This is a genomic window from Aquiflexum gelatinilyticum, assembly GCF_024741135.1.
In the GTDB taxonomy this organism is placed as follows: Bacteria; Bacteroidota; Bacteroidia; order Cytophagales; family Cyclobacteriaceae; genus Cognataquiflexum; species Cognataquiflexum gelatinilyticum.
Map to the genome: position 1 here is coordinate 40,937 of NZ_JANSUY010000024.1, position 25,231 is coordinate 66,167.

At 39.8% G+C, this 25,231-nt stretch carries 20 protein-coding genes and 1 other RNA gene; 12 read left to right on the forward strand and 9 right to left on the reverse strand.

Annotation, left to right across the window (positions count from 1 at the left end; genetic code table 11):
• Positions 1-88: 88 nt before the first annotated feature.
• The 5 genes from NU887_RS19035 to NU887_RS19055 all read left to right on the forward strand — a co-directional run bounded on the left by NU887_RS19035 (position 89) and on the right by NU887_RS19055 (position 6,360).
• Positions 89-1,441, forward strand: a complete 1,353-nt coding sequence (locus NU887_RS19035; RefSeq protein ID WP_258424978.1) for a Gfo/Idh/MocA family protein — start codon at positions 89-91, stop codon at positions 1,439-1,441.
• Positions 1,442-1,472: 31 nt separating this feature from the next.
• Positions 1,473-2,939 carry a sodium:solute symporter family protein gene (locus tag NU887_RS19040; RefSeq protein ID WP_258424979.1) on the forward strand — a complete coding sequence of 489 codons (1,467 nt, stop codon included), beginning with the start codon at positions 1,473-1,475 and terminating at the stop codon, positions 2,937-2,939.
• 17 nt (positions 2,940-2,956) lie between these two features.
• Positions 2,957-4,609, forward strand: coding sequence for a 6-phosphogluconolactonase (locus NU887_RS19045; protein ID WP_258424980.1), 1,653 nt, complete (start codon positions 2,957-2,959; stop codon positions 4,607-4,609).
• A gap of 36 nt (positions 4,610-4,645) precedes the next feature.
• Positions 4,646-4,843 carry a hypothetical protein gene (locus tag NU887_RS19050; RefSeq protein WP_258424981.1) on the forward strand — a complete coding sequence of 66 codons (198 nt, stop codon included), beginning with the start codon at positions 4,646-4,648 and terminating at the stop codon, positions 4,841-4,843.
• 128 nt (positions 4,844-4,971) lie between these two features.
• The gene (locus NU887_RS19055; protein ID WP_258424982.1) at positions 4,972-6,360 is read left to right on the forward strand and encodes a Fic family protein; all 1,389 of its coding nucleotides are present in this window, start codon (positions 4,972-4,974) and stop codon (positions 6,358-6,360) included.
• Positions 6,361-6,387: 27 nt separating this feature from the next.
• On the opposite strand, the gene NU887_RS19060 is transcribed toward NU887_RS19055, so the two are convergent.
• The gene (locus tag NU887_RS19060; protein ID WP_420839798.1) at positions 6,388-7,338 is read right to left on the reverse strand and encodes a Gfo/Idh/MocA family protein; all 951 of its coding nucleotides are present in this window, start codon (positions 7,336-7,338) and stop codon (positions 6,388-6,390) included.
• Between the two features lie 137 nt (positions 7,339-7,475).
• Here NU887_RS19060 and NU887_RS19065 point away from each other — a divergent pair, with 137 nt between their 5' ends.
• Positions 7,476-7,853, forward strand: coding sequence for a VOC family protein (locus NU887_RS19065; protein WP_258424984.1), 378 nt, complete (start codon positions 7,476-7,478; stop codon positions 7,851-7,853).
• A gap of 126 nt (positions 7,854-7,979) precedes the next feature.
• On the opposite strand, the gene NU887_RS19070 is transcribed toward NU887_RS19065, so the two are convergent.
• From NU887_RS19070 to NU887_RS19080, 3 genes are all read right to left on the reverse strand, one after another.
• On the reverse strand, positions 7,980-11,420 hold the full coding sequence (locus NU887_RS19070; protein WP_258424985.1) for a sensor histidine kinase: 3,441 nt from the start codon (positions 11,418-11,420) through the stop codon (positions 7,980-7,982).
• Positions 11,421-11,446: 26 nt separating this feature from the next.
• Positions 11,447-12,805 carry an SdrD B-like domain-containing protein gene (locus tag NU887_RS19075; protein WP_258424986.1) on the reverse strand — a complete coding sequence of 453 codons (1,359 nt, stop codon included), beginning with the start codon at positions 12,803-12,805 and terminating at the stop codon, positions 11,447-11,449.
• Between the two features lie 454 nt (positions 12,806-13,259).
• Positions 13,260-14,546, reverse strand: a complete 1,287-nt coding sequence (locus NU887_RS19080; protein WP_258424987.1) for an aminopeptidase P family protein — start codon at positions 14,544-14,546, stop codon at positions 13,260-13,262.
• Positions 14,547-14,673: 127 nt separating this feature from the next.
• Between NU887_RS19080 and NU887_RS19085 the strand changes: the two genes are divergently transcribed.
• The 4 genes from NU887_RS19085 to NU887_RS19100 are packed head-to-tail and all read left to right on the forward strand — an operon-like array spanning position 14,674 to position 19,162.
• On the forward strand, positions 14,674-15,903 hold the full coding sequence (locus tag NU887_RS19085) for a M16 family metallopeptidase (protein ID WP_258424988.1): 1,230 nt from the start codon (positions 14,674-14,676) through the stop codon (positions 15,901-15,903).
• 1 nt (position 15,904) lies between these two features.
• A complete protein-coding gene (locus tag NU887_RS19090; RefSeq protein WP_258424989.1) occupies positions 15,905-16,549 on the forward strand; it encodes an O-methyltransferase in 645 nt (214 codons plus the stop codon).
• Complete coding sequence (locus NU887_RS19095) at positions 16,546-18,147, forward strand: LysM peptidoglycan-binding domain-containing protein (protein WP_258424990.1); 1,602 nt, start codon at positions 16,546-16,548, stop codon at positions 18,145-18,147. Before NU887_RS19090 ends, NU887_RS19095 begins: the two co-directional genes overlap by 4 nt.
• Before the next feature lie 25 nt (positions 18,148-18,172).
• Positions 18,173-19,162, forward strand: coding sequence for a DUF3078 domain-containing protein (locus NU887_RS19100; protein ID WP_258424991.1), 990 nt, complete (start codon positions 18,173-18,175; stop codon positions 19,160-19,162).
• Here the strand turns inward: NU887_RS19100 and NU887_RS19105 are convergent.
• Both NU887_RS19105 and NU887_RS19110 read right to left on the reverse strand, forming a co-directional pair.
• Positions 19,159-19,581, reverse strand: a complete 423-nt coding sequence (locus tag NU887_RS19105) for a hypothetical protein (RefSeq protein WP_258424992.1) — start codon at positions 19,579-19,581, stop codon at positions 19,159-19,161. The two genes, NU887_RS19100 and NU887_RS19105, sit on opposite strands and share 4 nt — an antisense overlap.
• Before the next feature lie 161 nt (positions 19,582-19,742).
• The gene (locus tag NU887_RS19110) at positions 19,743-20,888 is read right to left on the reverse strand and encodes a DNA polymerase III subunit gamma/tau (protein WP_258424993.1); all 1,146 of its coding nucleotides are present in this window, start codon (positions 20,886-20,888) and stop codon (positions 19,743-19,745) included.
• A gap of 293 nt (positions 20,889-21,181) precedes the next feature.
• On the opposite strand from NU887_RS19110, the gene ssrA reads away from it, so the two are divergent.
• Positions 21,182-21,588, forward strand: a transfer-messenger RNA (tmRNA) gene (gene ssrA / locus NU887_RS19115).
• Positions 21,589-21,702: 114 nt separating this feature from the next.
• Here ssrA and NU887_RS19120 read toward each other — a convergent pair.
• From NU887_RS19120 to NU887_RS19130, 3 genes are all read right to left on the reverse strand, one after another.
• Complete coding sequence (locus tag NU887_RS19120) at positions 21,703-21,915, reverse strand: hypothetical protein (protein ID WP_113925085.1); 213 nt, start codon at positions 21,913-21,915, stop codon at positions 21,703-21,705.
• A 296-nt stretch (positions 21,916-22,211) separates the two neighbouring features.
• The gene (locus NU887_RS19125; protein ID WP_258424994.1) at positions 22,212-22,907 is read right to left on the reverse strand and encodes an ABC transporter ATP-binding protein; all 696 of its coding nucleotides are present in this window, start codon (positions 22,905-22,907) and stop codon (positions 22,212-22,214) included.
• A complete protein-coding gene (locus NU887_RS19130) occupies positions 22,904-24,391 on the reverse strand; it encodes a DUF5687 family protein (RefSeq protein ID WP_258424995.1) in 1,488 nt (495 codons plus the stop codon). The genes NU887_RS19125 and NU887_RS19130 overlap by 4 nt, the downstream gene beginning before the upstream one ends.
• Before the next feature lie 102 nt (positions 24,392-24,493).
• On the opposite strand from NU887_RS19130, the gene NU887_RS19135 reads away from it, so the two are divergent.
• A complete protein-coding gene (locus NU887_RS19135) occupies positions 24,494-25,225 on the forward strand; it encodes a nitroreductase family protein (protein ID WP_258424996.1) in 732 nt (243 codons plus the stop codon).
• Positions 25,226-25,231 lie beyond the last annotated feature (6 nt).

Below are 25,231 nucleotides of genomic sequence, written 5' to 3' on the forward strand. Positions count from 1 at the left end.
CGAAGTATTAATCAATATATTGTAAATGATGGAGAAATAATTTTCCAGTCATTTCTTCAAAAATCACTTTAACCCACCACTACGTAACATGACAACTTCGAAAGATTCCAGGAGAGATTTTCTCAAAAAATCCATCGCAGGTACTGCAGTATTTTCAATTGGAGGAGTACTTCCTGCATTCAGTCCAAAGAGCTACGGAAAAATCCTTGGAGCCAATGAAAGAATCAAGGTTTCGGTGATGGGAGTGAACAGCCGTGGAAATGCCTTGGTTCAGAATTTTGCAAACCAACCAAATGCAGAGGTGATCCATATCTGCGACGTGGATCAATTGGCCGCAGAAAAATGCATCAGCGCAGTTTCCAAAATCCAGAACTCCAATCCCAAAGCTACTCCGGATTTTAGAAAAAGCCTGGAGGACAAGGATGTAGACGTGTTGGTGATTGCTGCTCCGGACCATTGGCACGCACCTGCAGCCATTCTCGCATGCAAAGCAGGAAAGGATGTTTACCTGGAAAAACCTTCCAGCCATAATCCCAACGAAGGGGAAATATTGCTCCAAGCTGCTGCAAGGTACAAAAGGCTGATCCAAATGGGTAACCAAAGAAGGTCTTGGCCCAACGTGGCTGCAGCCATAAAAGAAGTCCATGACGGTACTATCGGAAGACCATATTATGCAAAAACCTGGTATACCAACAACCGAGGGCCTATTGGAATCGGTAAAAAAGTGGCAGTTCCCGTCCATTTGGATTATGACTTATGGCAAGGTCCGGCCCCAAGAGAAGATTATCGGGACAATATCATCCATTACAATTGGCATTGGTTCTGGAATTGGGGAACAGGCGAAGCATTGAACAATGGCACCCATATGGTCGATTTGGCGAGATGGGGATTGGGTGTGGAATTTCCGACAAAAGTTACCTCCGCGGGAGGAAGGTACCGCTATCAGGACGATTGGGAAACCCCAGATACCCAAATGATCAATCTGGAATTTGAAAATAAAAGTATGATAAGTTGGGAAGGAAGAAGCTGCAACGGTATCAACAATGAAGGATCGAGTGTAGGCGTGATTTTCTACGGGGAAGAGGGTTCTGTTAATATTGGAGGTGGCAATGCTTACTCCATTTATGACTTAAAAAACAAACTCGTAAAGGAAGTGAAATATGACCGGCCTGTGGATGCGAGAAATCTTTCCGACCCAACCCAAGAACTCGACGCCATCCATATCCAAAACATGTTTGACGGAATCAAAAAAGGAACTCCACTCGCGGCTGAAATTATCGGGGGACAGACGAGTACACTCTTGGTCCAATTGGGAAATATTGCACAAAGGTGCGGTGAAACATTGAACGTGGATCCTAAAAACGGCCATATTATCGGCAGCAAAGAAGCGATGAAATATTGGAAAAGGGATTACCAACCTGGGTGGGAACCAAAAGTGTAAACCCAATTTCCCACTCCTCCTCCACCCGACCATGAAGCTCACCTCTTTTGACCTGATTGTAATCACAGCTTTTTTTCTCCTGATGTTGGTTATCGGGGTTTACTCTTATTTTCGAAACAAAAACGCCGACGATTATTTCGTTGCCGGGGGAAACTTGCCTTGGTGGCTTTCAGGAATTTCCCACCACGTCTCGGGATATAGCGGGGCGGTTTTCGTTGCTTATGCCGCAATTGCGTATACCCATGGATTTACAATATATGTTTGGTGGGCATTCACTATCGGCTTGACAATTTTGGTAAGTGCCAAAATATTTCCTGTACGTTGGGTCAGGCTTCGCAAAAAATTCCATATCCAATCCCCACTTGAATTTCTTGCCCGACGCTACAATATCCTCACCCAACAGATCATGGCATGGAGCGGTGTGCTGTTAAAACTATTCGATATCGGGGCCAAATGGGCCTCGATTGCCATTTTGCTCAATGTTTTTACCGGCATCAGTCTTCCAATCGGCATTTTGATATCAGGTGGAATTTCTCTTTTGTATATCACCTTTGGAGGATTGTGGGCAGTTGTCATGACAGATTTTGCGCAATTTATCATTCAACTTTTGGGAGGACTAGTTATGTTCTTCGCTGTGCTTTACAATCTCGATGGACCGGAAAGCATTTTCACCATGTGGGAAAAATTGCCTTCTGAAAATAGCCAACCGTTTAATGACCCTTATGGTGTAGGTTTTGCACTTGCATTTTTGTTCATTAATTTTCTGTCATACAATGGTGGTCAATGGAATCTTGCCACACGCTATATTTCTTCCCCTTCAGAATCACAGGCAACCAAAGCAGCTAGGCTATCAGGTTTGCTATATTTGATTTGGCCCTTGATTTTGTTTTTTCCGATGTGGGCTGCACCTATTTTGCTTCCAAATCTTGCAGTCCCAAGTCAGTCTTATGGTCAGCTGACCCTTTTGCTTTTGCCATCGGGGTTGGTAGGATTGGTGATTGCCTCTCTTTTTGCTAATACGATGTCCATGACTTCCTCTGATATCAATACCATCTCCGCCGTAATCACGAGAGATATTCTTCCAAACATTTCCAAAAAATTCAGCTTAGATAAAATTTCATTGCTCACGGCGAGGGTTACGACTTTCATATTTACCCTGCTGACTATCATTGTCGCCCTTCAATATGAATATTTTGGTGGAATTCTCGGCTTGATCATTACTTGGTTTGGGGCTTTGGTAGGACCGATTGCAGTTCCTATGCTTTTTGGGGTTATTCCGGCTTTCAAATCTTGCGGTCCGGTCGCTGCCATCAGTTCTATTTTTGCAGGCCTCCTTACCTTCATCATCACCAAGAATATTGAAATCAGCAGCTTGGCCTTGCAAGTTAGCCTTCCCCTGATAGTCTCCACCTTGGTATATATATTCATTGGACTAGCCCAAATCCGAACTGTTCCCGACAAAGTGAAAGCAATGCTTCAGGAGATCAGTAAAGAATAAAAACCCCATCAGAAATAATGGAAATTAATGTATTCGATTCAAGAAAAGAAATGGGCGAGGCTGCTGCAAAAGCAGTAGAGGCAAGAATCCTGAAAGTATTGGAAGAAAAAGAAAACGTGAGAATTGTTTTTGCAGCGGCTCCTTCACAAAATGAATTTTTAGCAGCTTTAAGCACTTCTTCTAAAATACCTTGGGAAAAAGTGACCGCCTTTCATATGGATGAATATGTGGGTTTAAGTAAGGGTTCACCTGCACTTTTTTCCAATTTTCTCAAAGAAAAATTGTTTGACAAGTTGCCCTTCGGGAAAATAAATCTTATTGATGGCAGCCAAAATCCGGACGAAGAATGTGACAGCTATGCCTCTTTGCTCCATCAGGCTCCTATTGACTTGGTCTGCATGGGAATCGGTGAAAACGGACACATTGCCTTCAATGATCCTCCTGTCGCAGATTTCAATGATGCCAAGACAGTAAAATTGGTCGCGCTAGACCCGGTATGCAGGCAGCAGCAGGTCAATGATGGTTGCTTTTCAGCTTTGGAAGAGGTACCAAGCCATGCTTTGACACTGACTATTACCGCCCTGCTTGACACTGCTTATATCTGTTGTGTAGTGCCCGGCAAAAACAAAAGACAAGCTGTCACTGATACCATCTCAGGTCGGATCAATACACAATGTCCGGCCTCGATTTTGAGAATCCACGGAAATTGCCATCTCTTTACAGATATTCAAGCCTATCCTGAAAAATTGGAACCAATTGATAAAGATGAATCTATCGGAATTGATTGCCTGACCGGAAAGCTGTCTGTCTTCAATTCAAGTGGGAATTTTTTAACCACAAGCGTCAAACCCTCCAAAAAACAGTTGAATGACCATTTTTTTATTGGTCCCGGTTTGGTTGATTTACAGGTAAATGGAGTCAATGGGATTGATTTCAATGATCCAAATCTCTCTGTGTCGGATATCGAAAGTGCCACACACTTTTTGTTGAGCAAAGGAGTCACCACCTTTTTTCCAACCCTGATTACCAATGATGATCAAGTCATCATCTCCATTTTATCCACCTTAAAAGAAGCCTGTGATAATAATCCCTTGATTGCTGCATGCATCGGAGGGATTCACTTGGAAGGTCCTTTTATTTCTTCGGAAGAGGGGGCGAAAGGAGCCCATAATTCTAAATATATCAAAAAACCAAAATGGGATTTGGTAAGCAAATTTCAGGATGCATCCTGTGGAAGGATCAAACTCATCACCATTGCGCCTGAGTTGGAAAGTGCTTTTTCATTCATAAAAAAATGTTGCGACAATGGAATAAAAATAGCCATTGGACATAGCAATGCTGCTATGGAGGACTTGAAAAAAGGAGTAGAAGCAGGCGCAAGCCTTTCAACCCATCTTGGAAATGCCGTTCCGCTGATGCTTCCGCGTCATCCCAATATCCTTTGGGATCAACTCTCCTTGGACCAGCTTCATGCGAGCTTGATAGCAGACGGATTTCATGTGGCGGATTCATTTTTGAAAGTGGTTTTAAAGGTTAAAGGAGAAAAAGCTTTTTTGGTGAGTGATGCAACAAAGTTTTGCGGAATGCCTCCCGGAGAATACAACACCCATATTGGAGATAAAGTAATCTTATCACCAAACGGAAAATTATCCTTGAAAAACGGCAATTGATTATTGGCGGGAGCAAGTAAAACCATCCTTGAAGGCATGGAATACCTGATTGAAAAAAAGCTTGCAGACCTTTCTATTGCTTGGAAAATGGCCTCGGTCATACCGGCGGCTTATTTAGGAATCGGTTTTCAAAAACCAAATGCTAAGACCGACCTCGCATTTTTCAAACTCGGAGACGGCGGAAAAATTAAAATCCACAAAGTCGTTAAGAACGGAGAGGTTTTCAAAATGTGACGTGAAACAGACCTTTCACGACAAATTTTTTTTATTCGCGACATTTTTTGTCGTGAATTAAGAATAAATTGTCGCAAATATTAAATTCACGACAAAAAAATACATATATTTGTCGCGAATAGAAAGAGATGAAAATTCCAAAAACCAAAGAATTAAATGCCATCAAGGAAATTTTGGTAAAATTTCCTGAAGGAATCACTTTGGAAGAAATCAAAGAAAATCTTGATTTTGAAATAGAGCTAAGAACATTACAGAGAAGACTCAAAATCCTAAAAGAAAAGGGAGAAGTTTATGTAACAGGAGGATCAAAGGCGACAAAATACCATCCAGTCTATGAAAAAAATGTGGTCAGGGAAAGTGAACCACCAAAGTATATCGTTGAAAAAAAGGAAGAAATTCCAATTTCCAAAGAAGGAAAAAAAATCAAAGATGCTTTGGAGAAACCATTGATCAGCAGACCAAAAGTAGGGTACAACAGGCAGTTCTTGGAATCCTACCGACCCAATGTAGACCAATACCTCTCAGAAAAAGAGATCAAAACACTGACAGAATTGGGTAAAACCGGAAATCAAAACCAACCGGCAGGAACCCATGCCAAAGAGGTTTTGAGCAGGTTGCTGATTGACCTGAGTTGGAATTCCAGTCGATTGGAAGGAAATACCTATTCCTTATTGGATACTCAGAGGTTGGTGAATTTCGGAGAATCTGCCGATGGAAAATCCATCGAAGAATCCCAAATGATCCTCAACCATAAAGAGGCTATAGAATTTTTGGTATTGCTAGGGGATGATTTGGAATTCAATTCCTATATCATTCTTAATTTACATGCCCTCTTGGCTGATAACCTGCTGCAGGACCAGAATTCCATAGGCAGGCTGAGGTCCATTCCGGTAGGAATCCATAAATCGGCCTATACGCCATTGGCAATTCCACAACTGATAGCAGACCAATTTGAGTTGATCTTGCAAAAAGTCAAGGAGATTCAGAATCCCTTTGAGCAAGCCTTCTTCATTATGGTGCATTTCCCTTATTTGCAGCCATTTGATGATGTCAACAAACGGACCTCGAGACTTGCTGCAAATATTCCGTTCTTCAAACATAACCTGTCTCCTCTTTCGTTTGTGGATGTCCCAAATGAGGTCTATGTACAGGCGATTTTGGGGGTTTATGAGCTCAACAGGATTGAATTGCTGAAGGATGTATTTATTTGGGCTTATGAAAGATCAGCAATCCGGTATGCTGCTATCAGACAAACAGTAGGAGAACCTGATGCATTTAGGACCCGATACAGAAATGAAATCAGAGAACTTGTCACTGAGATCATTTCAAATAACCTGAGTCCAAAAGAAGGATCGGAAAGGATCAAAAGGAAAGCTAATCAAATCCTGAAAACCGATCAGCATAAGTTTATTGAATATGTGGAATCAGAATTACTCGGTGTCCATGAAGGGAGTTTTGCACGGTTCAGGGTTTCTCCTGCTGAATTCCATATTTGGAAAGAAAACTGGTCAAGGTAAAGACCAAATTTTTGCCTTGACCTTTCTTTATTTTTTATCCAATAATTCTCTCACAGAAACAGATTTACCACCAAGCTTTTTGCTGATATCCGCCGCTTCCATAAAAGCCAAAATTTCAAGAGTTTCTTCAGGCTGCACAGGCACGACGCCCGTCTCAAAATATTTTACAATATCCAAAAGTAAAGGCTCATATCCGGCATAAGGGCCTAAAACCACGTTTCCCGTTTGGGTAAAAACCGTTCCTCCATAATCATGCTTGCCTGTTCGGGTTCCTCTAAAAGTCCCGACTCTTCCATCTTCCCAAATCCCGGTGACCACATCTGTATCATTGGTAGACACCCTCACAACCGACTCACATCCTGTGCCCATTACGGTAAATAAGGTTTCCACTCCGTGAATCCCATACCAAAACAAATCCGGATGCGAAGGTTCCAATTCGGCAGGGCTAAATGTAATGACACCTATAACGGTGCTTTTGTCAATTTTTTCTATCCCTGTAATGTACCTCAGGGAAGAAGCGGAAAAAACCGGGATTTTGTATTGTAGGGAAGCTTCAAAGATGGCCTTGGCATCTTTCAGAGAAGCCGTCATAGGTTTGTCTATAAACATGCGCTTCCCTGCTTTGAATACTTCCATAGCCTGCTCCAAATGAAGTTTCCCATCATTGGTTTCTAATAACACCACATCTACTTTTTGAAGTAAGTCTGCGATTGAACCTACGATTTCCACTCCCATTTTATGAATTTCTTCAGTGTAACCCGGTATTCTATCCATGCTCGATTTGATATCCTTACTTCCAAAAGGATAAGCGGCGACGACATGGTAACCAAAATACATTTGGTCATCTTTATGTCCATTCAATACCTTGGTAAAGGCGATACTGTGCGACGTATCCAATCCAATTATTCCGACTTTTTTTCCCTGGGAGTTCTTTACTTGATCTGAAGAAAAACCGAACGAATTTCCATAAAATCCCATACCGATACTGGCTATTGTGGAAGTTTTTAAAAATAATCTTCTGGAATTACGGCATTTATTTTTCATAAGACTGCTTTTTTGAAATGGGAAATTTTGGATGAATTTATTTAAATTTATTCTTTAAACCCATTACCACTATGAAACATGTAAGCGTTGGCTGGTTTGAAATTCCGGTCGAAAATATGGAAAGAGCAATGGCTTTTTACGAAGCTGTTTTTGATTGTAAGCTTGATCGTCACAAAATGGGTCCCATCGATATGGCCTGGTTTCCTTGGGATGAAAGCAGACTCGGTGCAGGAGGAAGTCTGGTCAAAGCCGAAGGGTTTTACAAACCAAGCACAGAGGGCACCAAAATCTATTTTTCATCTGAAGACGTAAATGTCGAACTCAACAGAATCGAAAAAGCTGGGGGAAAAATCATGCAGCCCAAAACCCAAATAACACCTGATATTGGATTTATGGCATTGTTCCATGATTCGGAGGGAAATGAAATTGCACTCCATTCAAAGCAATAAGGCTAAAATGAGCCAAAGGCGGAATTCAACCTGTGGCTCATTTTTCATTTTTTCCCTAAACTATATTTTTGCGCTTTTTTTAAATTCCAAAGGGCTAAAAAGAAGGTGAAAATTGAAGTTGCCTCTTTAATAAACAGGTAATAAAATAACAAATGAAGCGCCTTCCCCATTTTTCTTTTCCAAGAGCAATGAGCCGTTATGCCCTTGCGTTATAATCTCATAACTTAAACTGAGACCCAATCCAGTTCCTTCCCCTGTAGGTTTGGTGGTAAAAAAAGGCTCAAAAATTTTCTCCTGATTCTCAATAGGTATTCCTGGACCATTATCCGAAATCCTGATTCCGACTTTATCCCCGGCCATAAAAGTGGAAATCGAAACCTCAGGTTCATATCCTTCAGGGTTGTTTTTGCTTTTCTCCCAAACCGCATCAAATGCATTTCCAATAATATTGATAAGAACCTGGCCAATCTCCTGTCCGGAAATTTTGACTTTCTTCAAATTTGGATGGAAATCTTTTTTAACTGCCGTAAAAAAACCCGGATTATGAGCTCCTTTGCTGTTGTAGGTTAGATCGATGTATTTTTCGACAAGATTATTGATTTCAACAATTTCAAAAGTTGATTTCCCCTGACGCGTATGCTGCATCATTGACCTTACAATTGCATCCGCTCTCTTTCCATGTTCCTCAATTAACCCCGCATTGATTTTTATATTTTCCATCAAATAATCAATTTCAACTTGGTTATTATCCCTTATTGCCTGGGTCAATTCATCGACCAATTCACCGGAAAGAGCGGCAAAATTATTCACAAAATTGAGAGGATTCTTTATTTCATGGGCAATACCAGTCGCTAGCCTTCCCAAGGAGGCCATTTTCTCCGCTTGGATCAACTGATTTTGAGCAGCTTTAAGTTCTTGGTAAGCTTTTTCTAATTCTTGAATTTTTTCCAATTCTAATGCTTTTTTTTCGTTGTCAGCTTTTAATGCCCTTGCCTGCGCTTCTGAAGCCAATGACCTTGCTATCGCCGCTTCCGCATGGAGTTCTGCTTCCCGCAATTTTGCAATTTCTCGTTCTTTTCGTAACACCCGTCTTCTCTGGACTCTATCAAAAGAAAAAATAACTATACCGAAAATAAATATTAAGATCAAAAATGCCCACCAACGGAGCCACCATATTGGCTTTACCATAAAAGTATATGTCATTGGCTCCGATGATTCCACTCCACTGTCATTGATAGCCACTACTTCAAGTGTATAGGATTTGGACCAAAAAAAAGCCGGTAAATTGGTGTATCGCAGACGCTTTTGATTTGTCTCTAGCGACCATTCTTCATCATAGCCCAACAGTCTGGTTTTGTATCTTACCCCCGAAATATTTGAAAAACTAAGTGCCGAATATTCAAATATTGCTTCATTACGGCCTTCTGTTCGATAAGAAATGAGAACAGACGTAAGCTTTACAGGTGGGGGTATATTGTTTTTTCTGTCTAATAAGGGATTATAAATTGATAAGCCATTTGCAGTACCGAAATAAACAAGCCCATCTTTATCCACCTTGACAGAACCATAAAGCCATACTTCATCATCTATCAACCCATCTTGTTTGGTTACTTTTTTGATAACTTCCCCACTTTCAATATCAACTTCTGCAAGACCGCTGTTGGTACCTACCCAGAGATTTTGAGTTTTGGGTGCCAAAGCAAAACTAACAGCATTATTAGCAGGTAATCCATTTTCTTTGGTGATATGATTCAAGATTGCACCTGTGTCCTGGTCAAGTAGCAGTAGGCCTTCTTGCGTACCAACCCACATTTTACCGTTTTTCCATAATAATTTTTCAATATGATTTGTTGGAGAACCATTTTGGGTTGACCAGAACTGCTCAAAAAGATTAGAATCGGTTGGTAAGTCAGCATTCTCAGAAAGGTATTCTCTGGTTATCTTTTTGGTGCTACGGTAAATACCTTTGTCCACTGTACCCACCCATAAGTATCCATTTCCATCGAAGGCTATCGATTTATTTAATACCGGAGGTAGTCCTGACTCGATACCAAAGGAGTATATTTTTCCAGAAACAACTCCAATTATACTCCTTAAACCCGCAAACCAAATTGAGCCTAGGTCTTCATTCTCAGGAGAACCCTTTATGAAAAGATTTTCAGAAGCAATAATAGGTGGGCTGTCAGGAATTGTAAAGATTATTCCTTGCTTTCCATTGATATTGATGGTTCTGATATCTTCAGCCTCTTTCAAAATCAATTTCTGATCAAAGACAAGCCCATTCAAACCTTGTGTAGTTGCTATCCAAATCCTACCCTCAGAATCAATTTCGAGACCATTTACCCAATCTCCTGTAAGACCATCTGCTTGGGTAATATAGGTAGAAGTACCCTCTTCGGAAATGCATGAAACACCTCCCTCAGTCCCTGCCAAAAGCCGAAACGGGTAAGTACCAGAAGGAACCCTCAGTATAGAATTTACTTTAGCAGAGGGTAAAATGGGCTTTTCACCAGCTATAGAACGGGTACTGAAATTCTCAAAAGCATTGAAATTAAATCTTAGTTTTGAAATCCCACCGGATTGGGCAATCCAAACGTTACCTTCCCTGTCTTTGCTTACATTAAAGACGTTATCGCTCAACAATCCGTTAGACCTAGTGAAATGGCCTATAATTTCTCCTGATTTTTGATTGAATCTGATAATCCCGTTGACTCCGCTTACCGCCCATACATTTCCTTCAGTCACAGTTGCTAAGCTTGCTATATTGGATTGTTTTAATTGGGCAATTTTCTTTGGATCGGTTGATTCATTTTGAAAAAGCAGGACTTCTCCATTTTGACGGTAAGCCCAAATTTTCCCTTTCTCATCTTCTAGAATGGAGGCGAAATTTTGATCTTCAGAGATTTTGTCGGAAGAATAAATCAATTGGATTTTATTGCCTGATATCCGAACAAGTTGGCCTCCCCCAATCCCTGCCAAAATTCCTGTCTTCCCTGAAAAAAGTGTGGTAATCTGTTGTGGTGTACTGCCTTTCTTTTCGATATTTAAAACATCTACTTCTAAATTGTTTTTTTCATTGATATGGTATTTCAAAAATCCTTTCGCAACAGTACCCACCCAAACCATCCCACTGCTATCCACTGCTATTTGATTGAGATTGACGATTTCGGAATAAAGAGTTTTACCCCCAAATTCTGAAGTAAAAGTTAACCTCCTCCCATTTTTATAATTAGATACAGGCTCCTCTGAAACCACCAATCCGGAATTGGAAGTAACCCAAAGGTATCCTAATTTATCTTCCACTATCTGCCAAACCCCAAGGTCTTTGACACCTTCCTTTTGAACATAAAGATCCATCTTGGTTCCATCAAAACGAATCAAGCCAGAAGAGTGAACAGCCATCCACATAAATCCCTCACTGTCTTGAAAAACATTTGTAACCATGGCTGAAGGCAATGGATTCAATTCATTGTCAGGGGTATAATGAACAAAGGGCAGCTCTTGGGCTACCACTTTGAAACTAAAAATGAATAAAATAGAAATGGCTAAACAAAAACGGAGGTTCATCTAATGAATATAATCATTTGCATCAATTAATTCCTGATTCCACCTGTGCCATTAAAAGCAGATAATGTATTAGTGGCCTCAATCAATCTGGTATTCATTATCCTTGAACCTGCTGATTGGGAGATTGAATGTCTGTCATTGACACCCTCACCACATGTACCAAGCTCTTCGCATCCTACAGCTTCACAATGAATCAATAATGCCTGATTATAATTATCCCATATTTCAAAAACTCCATCAACCTCCCTAAGTGCACCTCTTCGGCTGACTACGTTCAACTCAGCAGTAAGCAATTCTTTAAGGAACATTTCAATTTCCGATGTCCCTACAGGTTTTAGAATTTCCAGGGCTGTTTTGATTTTTTTGTTCCCAAACTGAAAAGGTTCAGTCAACAAGAGTTTTTCGATTTGTTTTAGGAATTCCAAAATTTCTTCCTCAGTGTAATCACCCTTAGATGATCCACAATAATTTAACTGATCGACCCAATAATCGGTACATTCAGCGGTGCCTTCGACAATTCCTTCTTTTAATTCACGTGTTGTTTTTTCTGAATCTATTTCGAATCCAAAATTGATGCAAGATCCATCTGTCTCATCAGTGCAAAAGTGCACACTCGATGGTGTCGTTGCTTTATAACTGAGCTTAAGCAACTCGTCGGTAGTTTCTACAAAATATTCACCTTTCAAAACCTGGAAGGAAAAGGATCCGTCTTCTGAGGTCATTACTGATCCCAATATTTTATTTGTTGCTTTGCTCTTCAAAAATATTTCAATTTCAGGAATTCCTGATTCAGAGTTTTGCTTGACCCCATCCGCATTTGCATCAATAAAAATACTGCCACAAATTTCTGTAACACCCTCACAAGGACCCATTATTTTGCATTTTTCTCTTTTGGCATTCCTCGTGATACTGCTTTCGATAACCCCAAGAGGGATATCGCCTGCAAAAGTCATGGAAAAGTTTTTACTTTCATCTTTTCCGATTTCAATATTCCAAGTAATCCCTTTTGAATCCAATTTAGATGATTGAACGGGTTCCCATGAGGAAGGAACGCCGGCACATGGGGGAACCTGAAGAAAAAATTTCTCCAAATCTGAAGATTTGCCTGTGCCGCTAACTTTATAATAAAATGTTGTACTTGTAACCCCATCTATTTTCTCAACATTTCTTCCCACAAATTCTACATCATAATTGTTAATCCTTGCTTTTTCAAATTCACCCAGCTGATCTGCAAAATACCCGGGTAATTCTACCCTAAAATCTTCCACATTTATATTTCGAAAATTGGCATCAATTTTTTCTATGACGACTTCTTGATTAGAAAACTGACAACCGGAAATGATTGAAAGTAAAAGTAGAATCAAAAGATTTAGATTATTTTTCATAATGTTATCGTTTAATCAATGCAGTTAAAAATTTGATTGTTATTTTTTGCTAGTAGGCTTAAAAAGCCCTGGATTTTCTAAAATTCCTTTGGCTTGAAGAATCAAAAACAACCTTATAAAACAAATTTAAGATTGCGAAGAACACTTTTATTGGGATGTAATTCTTTTTGAAATTACTGATTTTTTTAAGAAAAAAACCAGTTTCCCAATCCCATAATTGTTATCATTTACCTACTAAAAATTTTCTAAAATTTAATTTGGAGAAATTTAGTACAACATTTCAAAAAAAAATTTTTTATATAACACATTATTATAAATTATAATATATTTTTTATTTAAAAAGTTATATTATTATATTTTGAAACTTTTTCCCGAATCAAAAAAAAAAGCATTAATTAAGTATAATTCACCTGCCTAAAACTTCAAAAAATCATAAATCAAAAAAAGAAGCTGATTATTTCATCAGCTCCTCTATCTCTTCTGCTTCAATTGGAATTTTTCCCATCAGGTCAAAATACCCTTTTTCCAAGATTAAAATGTCATTTTCGAGACGGATACCAAGACCTTCTTTAGGAATATAAATCCCGGGCTCCACTGTAAATACCATTCCGGCAGTTATGGGATCATGCATAGTGCCTACATCATGCACATCCAATCCAAGGTGGTGGGAAGTTCCATGCATAAAATATTTTTTGAATGCCGGCCATTTTGGATCTTGATTTTTGATGTCAGTCTGATCGATCAGTCCCAATCCCAACAATTCAGACTGCATGATCAGCCCCACCTCTTTGTGGTAATCCTGAATGTTGATTCCGGGCCTTAACATATCGGAGGCTTGGTTTTTGACTCTGAGAACTGCGTCATAGACAGCCCTTTGTCTTTTGGTAAATCTTCCATTGACAGGAATAGTACGGGTCATATCGGCATTATAGTTACCATATTCTGCTCCTACATCAAGCAGGATCATATCACCGTCCTTGCAGACTTCCTTATTTTCAATGTAATGAAGTACACAGGCATTGCTACCGGAAGCTATGATGGGTTCATAGGCAAATCCTTTACTTCTGTTTTTGACAAATTCATGGATAAACTCTGCCTCAATTTCATATTCAGTCACTCCCGGCTTTACAAAAGATAGAATGCGTCGAAATCCTTTTTCGGTAATGTCACAGGCAATCTGTAACTGATCTATTTCCTCTTTTTCTTTAACCGCCCTTAGCTGATGCATCAATGGCGCTACCCTGTGATATTGATGCAGAGGATATCTTTTTTTACAGTTTTTGATAAACCTGGCATCACGTGTCTCGACCACAACAGCTGCCCTCAAATGTTCATTGGCATTCAAAAAAACATGCTCACTCAATGCCATGAGCGTATTGAATAGGTTGTCAAAATTTGAAACCCATTGAATATTCTCAATCCCGGAAGTAGCAAAAGCCTCTTCTTTGGTATACTTATGCCCTTCCCAAACGGCTATATGGTCATTGGTTTCCCGTAGAAAAAGCACTTCTCTAAGATTGGGATCAGGAAAATCAGGACAAATCACCAAAACAGTCTCTTCCTGATCTATCCCTGACAAGTAGAAAAGGTCATTGTTTTGTCTGAATCGCATTGTTCCATCCGCATTGGTGGGCATTATGTCATTGGAATGAAAAACCGCAAGTGACTTTGCCGGTAATTTGGCCTTGAGTTTTTGTCTGTTGTGAGTATGGAAAGACTGAGAAAGTGGTTTATATTTCATATACAGGATCTTTAGAGTGACAAAATCGGAATTTTAAATTGAACCAAAAATACCATTTATCCATTGGCTAAAAAAAGACTTCAAAAAGTCTTTTATTTTTGTACTTTGAAGGAAGGAAAACAAAAGAATGCAATATAATCTGAAAGAATTGCCCAACGGCATCCGGATCGTCCATCAGGAAGTCAATCATACCAGGCTAGTTCACTGTGGTTTTGTTCTCAATATCGGGAGCCGTGATGAATCCAAAGAGCAGGAAGGGCTTGCCCACTTTTGGGAACATATGGCCTTCAAAGGCACAAAAAAAAGAAAAGCCTATCATATCATCAACCGATTGGAAACTCTGGGCGGTGAACTTAACGCCTACACCACTAAGGAGAAAATCTGTTTTTATGCGAGTACATTGAAAGAACATTTCGATAAAGCTGCCGAGCTACTTTGTGACATTACTTTCAACAGTACGTTTCCAAAAAAACAGATAGATAAAGAAAGGCAGGTTATTTTGGAAGAAATGGCCATGTACCGAGATTCTCCTGATGATTCGATTCAGGATGATTTTGATGAAATCATTTTTGAAGGACACGCTTTGGGAAGGAATATCCTTGGCACGGAAAATACCGTCAAAAATTTTACCCAGGAGGACTTTTTCGGGTTTCTTTCTTCCAGACTTGATACCACACAAATCGTTTTTTCGGTAGTGGGTAATGTCACTTTCCAGAAAGTACTGAAGGAAGTTGAGGGTTTTCTTTCAGATATTCCAACAAAAAGAAGTCTTTACATCCGAAATGGATTCTCCAATTATAATCCGAAAAACAAAACAGTAGAAAAAGAAATCACACAGTCTCACTGTGCCATCGGTCAGCCTGCATATTCTATGTACGATCCCCGACGGTTCAAATTGTACCTTCTGAACAATATCTTGGGAGGGCCAAGTATGAATTCAAGACTTAATCTTGCTTTGAGGGAAAAACATGGATATGTCTACAGTGTGGAATCACATTACCAAACTTATTCTGATACGGGATTTATAAGTGTATATTTTGCCACTGAGCAAAATAAAGCCAACAGGGCAAGAAAATCCGTGCTCAACGAGATGGAAAAACTTCGCACAAAAAAGCTTGGTACCATGCAACTCCACATGGCCAAAGAACAGGCGATCGGACAAATGGCCATGTCAGAGGAGAATTATGCCGCATTGATGCTTGTTTTTGGCAAAAACTTATTGGATAAAGGGAAAATTGACTCCTTGGATACTATCTTTGGAATCATGAGAGAAACCACTGCCGAAGAGTTGATCGACATTGCAAACGAGGTTTTTGACCCAGCCAAGCTCAGCTTTCTTAATTACATTCCTGCTTGATATGGAGTTTATTGCACCCGAATTATTGGCTTATTGTGAAGACCACAGCAGTATAGAGGATGAACTCCTTCAGCATGTCAAGCGTGAAACATTCGCCAAAGTACTGATGCCAAGAATGCTGTCAGGACATCTTCAGGGCAAAACATTGGAGCTTTTAGTCAAAATGCTTAACCCAAAAACAATCCTTGAAATCGGTACATATACAGGTTATTCAGGTATTTGCCTCGCAAGGGGTTTAGGCAAAAACGGGAAACTCATCACCTTGGATATCAATGACGAGCTTGAAAAAATGGTAAGGGTATTTTTCGAAAAATCAGGACTATCCTCCAAAATCGACTACAGGCTCGGCAATGCTTTAGATATCATCCCGAAAATAGAAGGGAATTTTGATATGGTGTTTATTGATGCAGATAAAGCAAATTATATCAAATACTATGAACTTGTCGTTGAGAGGGTTAATCCCGGAGGAATCATCCTCGCAGATAATGTCCTTTGGTCAGGCAAAATCTTGGTAGAGGAAGGTAAAAAAATCGATAAGGACACTCAAGTGATACTGGATTATAACCTGATGGTTCAAAATGACCCAAGAGTTGAAAATGTATTACTTCCCATCAGAGATGGATTGATGCTGGCAAAAAAACTATGAAACAAAATATAAGTCCCCTATTCAAAGCTGCTTTTTTATTAATTCTGACATTTTTTCCGACTTTCTTGGCATTGGCCCAAGTACCACAAGTTCCTTCTGAGCTTAGATTTGCTGACCTTACTATCAAAATCAATGAACAGGCAAGGCGTGAAATACAAAGCGATGTAGATGCACTCTACCGCAATCCGACTTATTTTAAGGTCAAAGCGGAAAGGGTTAATCTTTACCTTCCGATAGTGGAGCGCGAATTAAGAAATGCCGGTGTGCCAACCGATTTCAAATACCTGGTCATTCAGGAAAGCAGTCTTATTGCCGACGCCGTTTCTACATCCAATGCAGTCGGTTTTTGGCAATTCAAGCAAGGAACTGCAGAAGAAGTTGCGCTTAGGGTAGATGGACAAATCGACGAAAGGAAAAACATAGTCGCATCTACTCAGGGTGCCGCAAGGTATCTTAAAAAAAACAATGCCCCTTTTGATAATTGGATGTGCGCTTTGGTCGCCTATCAAATGGGTCTTGGAGGTGCAAGGTCTTATTTTGGGACAACATACAACGGAAAGAAAACTGTAGAAGTAGACAGAAATTTTCATTGGTATTTCAAAAAATTTTTAGCCCACAAAATCGCATTCGAAGCCCCGACTGTCATGTTGGCAAGCAATAACGGTATTCTGGAAGAAGTACAGGTACAGGGACCAACATCCTTAAAAGCCTTGGCACCTCGGCTTGGTGTGACCGAGGATCACCTCAAAGAATATAACAAATGGACTGCAAAAGGAAATATCCCGGATGACAGACCTTATTCTGTGCTGTATATTAGAGAAAACACCCCAAGACCACGTCAGGCAGTTGCGCAAAGTCAACCGACGAATTTGCCTTCTATTCCCGTATCAACAGCTGAGGTTAAAAAATCCGACTTCCCGAAAATCACTGGGGATGCTCAAAAGGCCACCCAACCTAATCAAATCAAGGTAAATAATATTGATGGTATAAAAGCAGCTTCAACTACAACTTTGGATAATTTCAGTGAAAAAGTCGGGATCAAAGAAGCAAAGCTAAGACGTCTCAATGATTTGGATAAAACAGACAAAATAGAAGCAGGGCAGTACTATTATACGAAACCAAAAAAGACCAAAGCCGATGCTGAAACCCATATAGTCCTTCCCGGAGAAACCCTTTGGTCCATTTCACAAATGTACGGAATCAAACTTTCGGCATTAAAATCCAAAAACAGAATCAATGATGAAAGAGAACTGAAAGCTGGGATGATCCTAAATCTCCGTGATTTCCGGCCTAGAGGTGAAGCTATTCCAACAGTCCCGGCGACTGAATACAGAAAAATCATTGCTAACCAGGGAAATAATTCAGTTCCTTCTAATTCCAATTCACAACAGCAAAACAGGTTTGAAAATAATCCTCCTGTTTCTTCGCCTTCCAGTTCCCAACCTAACAAGAAAGTTACACACACTGTTCAAGCAGGTGAGAATCTATTTAGAATAGGACAAAAGTATGGAGTCACCGTAGAAGAAATCAAGAAATGGAATAAGCTCCCAGATAATAATATTAAAGTTGGCCAAAAGCTTATTATCGATAAGCCTTAAAGCCTTTACTTAAGTATTTTGACCCATGGTGAAAAAATTTTCGATATTCTTTTTGTTATACTGCTGTTCAATTTGGGGGTTAAAAGCCCAAGATAGACTTCAGCTAGCAGATACCCTGCTGATAGACGGAGACACAATTATCATGTTGGGCGACTCCATTATTTTCAAACAGGAGGTCAAGCCTGTTTATTGGGAAAAAGGGGGGAACTTCAACCTGAGTATTCAGCAGGTCAGCCTTTCTAACTGGAATGCGGGGGGATCGAGCAATCTTGCTTGGAATACGGCTTTGGTTTTGTTTGGGAATTATAAAAAAGACAAGATCATTTGGGATACCAAGCTGAATATCAATGTGGGCTTTAATAGGCAGGCGGGAAGAAGCTATCCTTCACGCAAAACAAATGATAATTTTATTTTCATAACCAAATACGGTCGGGAACTGACTGAATCCTGGTTTTTGTCAACCCAGCTTGATGCCAGGACACAATTGCTTGAGGGCTTTAGATATTTTAGGCCATCAGGTGCAGAGTTGGATTCAAGGTCAAAACTATCGGACTTTCTAGCACCTGCATATATCCAATCCTCCACAGGTTTGAACTATAGGAGAGAATTCAAAAACAAAGACAGGATTTCCCTGATTGCCTCACCTTTTACAGGAAGATTTACTATCGTCATGGATGACTCATTGAGTAATGCCGGGGCTTTTGGAGTGGTTCCGGGAGAGTTGGTATTGCCTGAAGCAGGGCTGTCTTTTGGTTCTACCACAGACATTCAACTTTATGAAAATATTCGCTGGAGAGCAGATTTAAACCTTTTTACCAATTTCGAAAGTTTGGGAAATTTCGTAGTCAACCTCAATTCTGTTGTCTCCATGCGAGTGAATAAATTTATTACCACAAGGATAGAAACAATTCTGATTTATGATGAAAAGGTTTTTATCCAGCAGGATTCCGGACCTCCCAAGCAAGCGATTCAGCTCCAGAATATGTTCAATTTTGGAATAGGACTGGATTTCTAAAAGTCTGTTTCCAAACCAAATCTTTGCTTCAAATCCTTCAATGCAGGCGATTTTTCAAGCAAATAGTTCAGCTTGTCTGTACTTGTATAGAGTTTCCTTTTACCATCATTTTCCTCCTCTTTGATAATCGCATCTAAATGAATGCTATAATTATTCAGCTTTCTCCTCAAGATTTGAAGAATATCAGGTTTGATTTTTTGAAAAATTCCTTCTTGAATTTCTCCATTGAGTTGAAAAATGATTGTTTCATTTTCTAACACCACAGGCTGCTTCAGAACTGTCATTTCAAGACTACGGTGTTGTGATTTGTAATCCTCAATGATTTCATTGATTTCAGATTTTAACTTGGCAAGGTCAAAAATCTCAGCGAGTTGTTCTGATGGTTTGGTTGGCTTTTCTTCTACATCTACTGTTACCATGGCCACTACTGTCGATTTTTGCTCAATAGCTACTTTGGCAGAACCAATACTCGTGGGAATGGATAGGGTTTTTTGGACAGGAGTTTTCTTCGCTGCAAAAGTATTTGTTTCTTTAAAAAGTGGTGTTGCTGAATTTTTTAAGTTTTCCTGAGGGACCTCAATCAGCCTTTTTTTTTTGAATCCTCCTGTGCCAAAGCCGCCAAAGTAAGTGCTTGAGGCAATTTTGACATTTTCATCAATGCCAATTCAACATGCAACCTTTGATTCTTGCTCGCCTTATATTGAATATCGCATTGATTACAGATGTTTAACGCAGACAACAAGAATGAAACGCTTGCCTGCTGGGATTGCATCAAGTACCTGTCTCTTGCTGATTCGGAAACCTGAATGAGATCAACCGTCGCAGGATCCTTGCATACCATAAGGTCCCTCAAATGCTCCGAAAGACCCACAATGAAATTGTTCCCGTCAAATCCTTTTTTCAAAATCTCATCGAAAATCAGGAGCACATTTGATATACTTCCTGCAAGCAATGAATCTACAACCTTAAAATAATAATCGTAATCAAGAATATGGAGGTTGCTGATGGTTTCCAGATAAGTCAATCTGTTGCCTGATGAATAAGTCACAATCAAATCAAACATTGAAAGTGCATCCCTCAATGCCCCATCCGCTTTGGTTGCAATAAGTCTCAACGCCTCATCTTCAGCATCAATTTTTTCTTGCTCCGCGATATATTTGAGATGCAAAGCAATATCGTTGATAAGGATTCTGTTGAAGTCAAAAATCTGACATCGCGATAATATCGTAGGGATTACTTTGTGTTTTTCTGTAGTGGCTAGAATGAAAATAGCATACTTGGGTGGCTCTTCAAGTGTCTTCAGAAATGCATTGAACGCTGCATTGGAGAGCATGTGCACTTCATCTATGATATAAACCTTATATAATCCTTGCTGTGGGGCGTAGCGGACTTGTTCAACCAGGTTTCGGATATCATCTACAGAGTTGTTGGAGGCAGCATCCAGTTCATGGACGTTAAATGATGCATTGTTATTAAAGGCTAGGCAGGAATCACATTGATTACAGGCTTCGAAATCTGAAGTCCTGTGTTGACAATTGATGGTTTTGGCAAGTATCCTTGCGCAGGTTGTCTTTCCTACACCTCTAGGTCCACAAAATAGAAAAGCCTGGGCCAGATGGTTGTTTTTGATCGCATTTTTTAGCGTAGTCGTAATGTGCTGCTGTCCTACTACACTATTAAAATCGGAAGGCCTGTATTTTCTGGCTGATACTACAAAATTTTCCATCGCCGCAAGATATAAAATAATTGGAATTCAGAGCTTGACTGCCGAATTGTTATTTGAGGTTTTTTTTATAAAATATTCATTTTGTAGGGGTTAATTTTAGAATTGGAAAATTGAAAAATTACAAATTCCATTTTAGGCAGCTTTCTAGTTAATATTTACTTCTTATTCCAATCACTAGGCCCAAATATCCTGAAGATCATTGTCATAGTTCTCGTTTCTTGATACCTTGTACTTAAAAAATTCCCTCCGTGGAACCATTTTTACACTATATTTGTCTCCCATTACAGAAAAATGGGGCTGACCGGTTTTGACAGTAGGTGTAAGGACTGGGCTCGCATGCAGGCCGGAGTATGTACGGCCTTGAATAATTCATACGAACATAACTGGCGAAACTTCTTACGCCATGGCTGCATAATCTAACCCTTCGGGGACAAGATAACGCTTAAAGGGTTGAGCCTCGATAGATGCTCCCCGGCCACATCCCGCAACCCCCCGTCCTTTCGGGGTTGAATCTGGGGTGTCGAAATGATCGGACTAGTATCGGCAATGCTACTAAGCCGGTGCGAAATCTAAGTAGCTAAGCAGTGGATAGGTGTGTCATCCAGCAGTATACTGACGAAAACCCAACAGATGACTAAGCATGTAGACGGTACGGTGTTTCCCTATCTGGACGCGGGTTCGAATCCCGCCAGCTCCACAAAAAATGAAGCCTTCCTCTGACCTCTTGTAAGGGTTCGAGGAAGGCTTTTTGGATTATTCTCTGAACAACAAAGAAAATGAAAGTTTAAAAAATCACCCACTAAGGCTTATATTTTTAGAATAACAAGGCGCTTTTGATGCCCTGTGCCAATTTTGTGCTAAAGGAACTATAAAGTTCCTTTTTCTGATCTTTTTGTATCGAAAGAAAAGAAGTCCTGTTGCGGATGACTTCCCAAGCATTGTCTTTTGCTTCTCTTTCACTGCCTGCCAAGGTCTGGATTTGGAACTCAATACCATTGATTTCCAATTTGATTACATACTTTACCATTTTTTCCAAATTTTAATTTAAAACCTAAAAACTTTTAATTCTTAATGACAGTCTTATGACTGTACCTTCAACTTGCGATTGATCTTGTAAAGCGTTATTGTTTATACAAATTACATTTTTATATATTTAAAAAACAAATTTTTGCTAAAAAATATTTAAATAAAAACGAAAAACCTGAAAAATAGCAGGATGTAACCTTATACCTAACCAAAAGAATGTCCCATAAAAGCCAAAAAAAAAGGTTTGAGAAAGGGAAATTCCCTGTCTCAAACCCGAATCTCAAGCTCAATCTAATCTTATACTCCGAAGTAGGTGTTTAATTCCTCCGACATGAGTGCTTTCTCATTGAGATCTTTGATTACTTTCCCTTTTTCCAACAAAACAATCCTGTCGCAGATTTCAGTCACATGGTTCAAATCATGGCTCGAAATCAAAAAAGTAATTTTTGAATTTTCCTTGGACTGAAGAATCAGTTTCTTTAGTCTGTTTTGTGAACTTGGATCCAGATTTTCAAAAGGTTCATCGAGAAGTACAGCCTCAGGATGGCCCATCATTGCCGCAGCTATTCCTACTTTCTTAAGATTGCCTTTGGAAAGGTCTCTGATATATTTCTTTTTTCCCAATATCTCGTCATTGAAAAGCTCTTTAAAGTTTTCAAGATGAAGCTTCAAATCTTCTTCGGACAGCCTGTAAATCTTCCGCAAAGTCTCAAAATATTCATCCGGAGTCAGGTAAGACAACAACATGTGTTCATCAAGATAGGCACCAACTCTGCTTTTCCAATCCTCGCTTTTGCTTACATCGTTGCCTTCAAAGGTTACTTTTCCGGCTGATGCACGGACAAGGTCAAGCATAATTCGAAAAAGTGTTGTTTTGCCTGCACCATTGTTTCCAACCAACCCAAAACATTCTGATTTGGGAATTTCCAATGCTTCAACATCAAGCACTACTGCTTCTTTGTATTGTTTTTTAAGTCCTTCTACCTTGATCATAATTCTTGTCTGAATGAAGATGATATTTCGTATCTGTTTTGTAAAACTTTATCAATTGAAATCTTGGATAAATATGGAAATGCCAAAATCCCGGCTATTCCAACTATCCCTAATGCCAATAAGCCCGCATATTGACTGACCAAAAGCGCAAAGGGAAGGTAAATGACATAAGGAGCACCAATCATCGGGATGATCATCAGGAATTGGGCAATGCCAACGCCTTCATAATTGAACATCGCACCTTTATTGAGGTCCATTGGTTTTGGTTTCCAAAGCGACAGGTAAATCACCAAATGCATGATGACTCCCATATTGAAAAGGAATGTGGCCACATGAATCAACAAAATGTCCCAACCAAAATAAACATATGGCACAGAAGCCAATAGGCAAAGGCAGGAGGTCACAGCAAACAAAAGATATTTGCCTTTAACAAGTGCCTCAACTCCTGTTCTTTTTTGGAGGAAAAAATCAAAATTGGCTGAATTCCAACTTAGGAATAGCTGCCCATACTGAAGCATAAAGATCCCTGTGATAAATGAACCTACAAATACAAACATGTGGCTAAAACCCGTCTCGGATTTGTATGCAGGATTGGTATAGAAAATCAGCCCGTAAAGCAGAAAAAATCCCGCCAACATCAGGTAAGTCCGGCTTTTTTTATGTCTGATGATCAGCTTCCACTCGAGGTTTGCCAATTCGCCGGCAAGTCCAAATCTTGAAAATATTCCTAAATCCTGATTGACAAAGCGGACATTCTCCTCTTGGGTGAGATCTTCTAAATAGGCATTGTTGTAATAATATTTGTATGCAAGCCAATAGGTGGCTAAAAAAAGCAACCCTAAAACAACCACAGGCAAGGGGCTTGTCAATGACAAATCGAAGATCGGTTTGACCAAGCTGCCGAGATTAAACCAACCATAATAAGTAGATCCAGCCCCGATAAGCAATAAAGCAAAAATAACCCCGATTCCTATAAGGCTATCCTCGAACCTCTGCTTGAACCACAACATCAGCCAATGCAGCGACCAACTTGTAAACAGGATACAAAACAGCCAAGACCAAGCTGCACCAGCCCCAAACCTCGGAGCAACTTCCTGAATTGCAAAAGGAGTAAATAACAAAGGTGTGATCAAAGTCAGCGGTGACACGAATGACCTTCCCAAGAGGAAATGGATAATGTTACTCTTCTTGATTGGGAGATGAAGAAACCGTTCCAATTCAATGACAGGTAGCTTTTGTACAAAGTACCTGTACATAAATTCGAAAAGGAAAAAGTAAACCAACGCTCCACTCAATGTCGCATATGCATCGGAACTTTCGAAACCTTTCTCTATGATCGGCTTCAGGAATAGCCCGAGCATTACTACATAGGAAAGAAGCAAAAGAGCCATAAATGCCAAAAATATAGCCACCAAGGCACTTTTGGCAAATGACGTGGACCGGATGGTTTTCAATAACTCCAAACGGATCAGTTCTAAAACCATAATGGATTGAATAAGGGTTAAAAGATAAATAAATGTAATTTTGGTTTTGAATATAGGTAAAAGTAACCAAGCCTATAAACCAACCAAAATTTAATTGACCAAATGAGGGAAAATATACAGGAAATAGGATTTTTCGATATAGTACAAGGAAGAAGGTCAGTCAGGATTTTTGACCAAGTGACACTTTTTGACCACCAAATTGTACAGAAATGCCTTGAAGCAGCCACACTTGCACCCAACAGTTCCAATATGCAGCTGTGGGAATTTTATAGAATTCCTGAAACTTCCATGCTCAAAGATCCCATTTCCCGACTCTGCATGAATCAAAAAGCGGCTACTACAGCGCGAGAACTAGTAGTCATCGTAACCCGAAGAGACAAATGGAAAAGCAGGGCTGCGGCCAACCTTTCTTACATTAGGGAAACTTATAAAAACTCCCCCGGCAAAAAACAAAAGCAGGCCGAAGCCTATTATGGGAATCTCATCCCAAAGTTATACTCAAAATACCCTTTGTGGTCGCTGACCAAACAAATCATCGCTTGGTTTATGTCATTGAAAAGACCCATGGTCAGGGAAGTAACCGAATCAGATGTACGGGTGTCTGTGCACAAAAGTGCAGCCTTGGCTGCCATGACATTCATGTACGCTATGAAGGCTGAAGGCTATGACACTTGTCCTATGGAAGGCTTCGATTCGGTGCGGGTCAAAAAACTTTTGGATTTACCTAAATCAGCTGAAATAAATATGATCATAGGCTGTGGTAAAGGATTACCTGAAGGGGTTTATGGAAAGAGATTCAGGGTGGCAAATGATGAAGTGATTTTTGAAAAGTAAGCCAAT

Excerpts from the sequence above, each read along its gene's own strand:
- NU887_RS19060 (WP_420839798.1), bottom strand. The coding sequence starts at position 7,338 with ATGGGATTTTATGGAAATTCGTTCGGTTTTTCTTCAGATCAAGTAAAG.
- NU887_RS19100 (WP_258424991.1), top strand. The coding sequence starts at position 18,173 with ATGGTGAAAAAATTTTCGATATTCTTTTTGTTATACTGCTGTTCAATT.
- NU887_RS19130 (WP_258424995.1), bottom strand. The coding sequence starts at position 24,391 with ATGGTTTTAGAACTGATCCGTTTGGAGTTATTGAAAACCATCCGGTCC.
- NU887_RS19055 (WP_258424982.1), top strand. The coding sequence starts at position 4,972 with ATGAAAATTCCAAAAACCAAAGAATTAAATGCCATCAAGGAAATTTTG.
- NU887_RS19120 (WP_113925085.1), bottom strand. The coding sequence starts at position 21,915 with ATGGTAAAGTATGTAATCAAATTGGAAATCAATGGTATTGAGTTCCAA.
- NU887_RS19095 (WP_258424990.1), top strand. The coding sequence starts at position 16,546 with ATGAAACAAAATATAAGTCCCCTATTCAAAGCTGCTTTTTTATTAATT.
- NU887_RS19075 (WP_258424986.1), bottom strand. The coding sequence starts at position 12,805 with ATGAAAAATAATCTAAATCTTTTGATTCTACTTTTACTTTCAATCATT.
- NU887_RS19040 (WP_258424979.1), top strand. The coding sequence starts at position 1,473 with ATGAAGCTCACCTCTTTTGACCTGATTGTAATCACAGCTTTTTTTCTC.
- NU887_RS19035 (WP_258424978.1), top strand. The coding sequence starts at position 89 with ATGACAACTTCGAAAGATTCCAGGAGAGATTTTCTCAAAAAATCCATC.
- NU887_RS19070 (WP_258424985.1), bottom strand. The coding sequence starts at position 11,420 with ATGAACCTCCGTTTTTGTTTAGCCATTTCTATTTTATTCATTTTTAGT.
- NU887_RS19045 (WP_258424980.1), top strand. The coding sequence starts at position 2,957 with ATGGAAATTAATGTATTCGATTCAAGAAAAGAAATGGGCGAGGCTGCT.
- NU887_RS19050 (WP_258424981.1), top strand. The coding sequence starts at position 4,646 with ATGGAATACCTGATTGAAAAAAAGCTTGCAGACCTTTCTATTGCTTGG.
- NU887_RS19065 (WP_258424984.1), top strand. The coding sequence starts at position 7,476 with ATGAAACATGTAAGCGTTGGCTGGTTTGAAATTCCGGTCGAAAATATG.
- NU887_RS19135 (WP_258424996.1), top strand. The coding sequence starts at position 24,494 with ATGAGGGAAAATATACAGGAAATAGGATTTTTCGATATAGTACAAGGA.
- NU887_RS19110 (WP_258424993.1), bottom strand. The coding sequence starts at position 20,888 with ATGGAAAATTTTGTAGTATCAGCCAGAAAATACAGGCCTTCCGATTTT.
- NU887_RS19125 (WP_258424994.1), bottom strand. The coding sequence starts at position 22,907 with ATGATCAAGGTAGAAGGACTTAAAAAACAATACAAAGAAGCAGTAGTG.
- NU887_RS19080 (WP_258424987.1), bottom strand. The coding sequence starts at position 14,546 with ATGAAATATAAACCACTTTCTCAGTCTTTCCATACTCACAACAGACAA.
- NU887_RS19090 (WP_258424989.1), top strand. The coding sequence starts at position 15,905 with ATGGAGTTTATTGCACCCGAATTATTGGCTTATTGTGAAGACCACAGC.
- NU887_RS19085 (WP_258424988.1), top strand. The coding sequence starts at position 14,674 with ATGCAATATAATCTGAAAGAATTGCCCAACGGCATCCGGATCGTCCAT.
- NU887_RS19105 (WP_258424992.1), bottom strand. The coding sequence starts at position 19,581 with ATGGTAACAGTAGATGTAGAAGAAAAGCCAACCAAACCATCAGAACAA.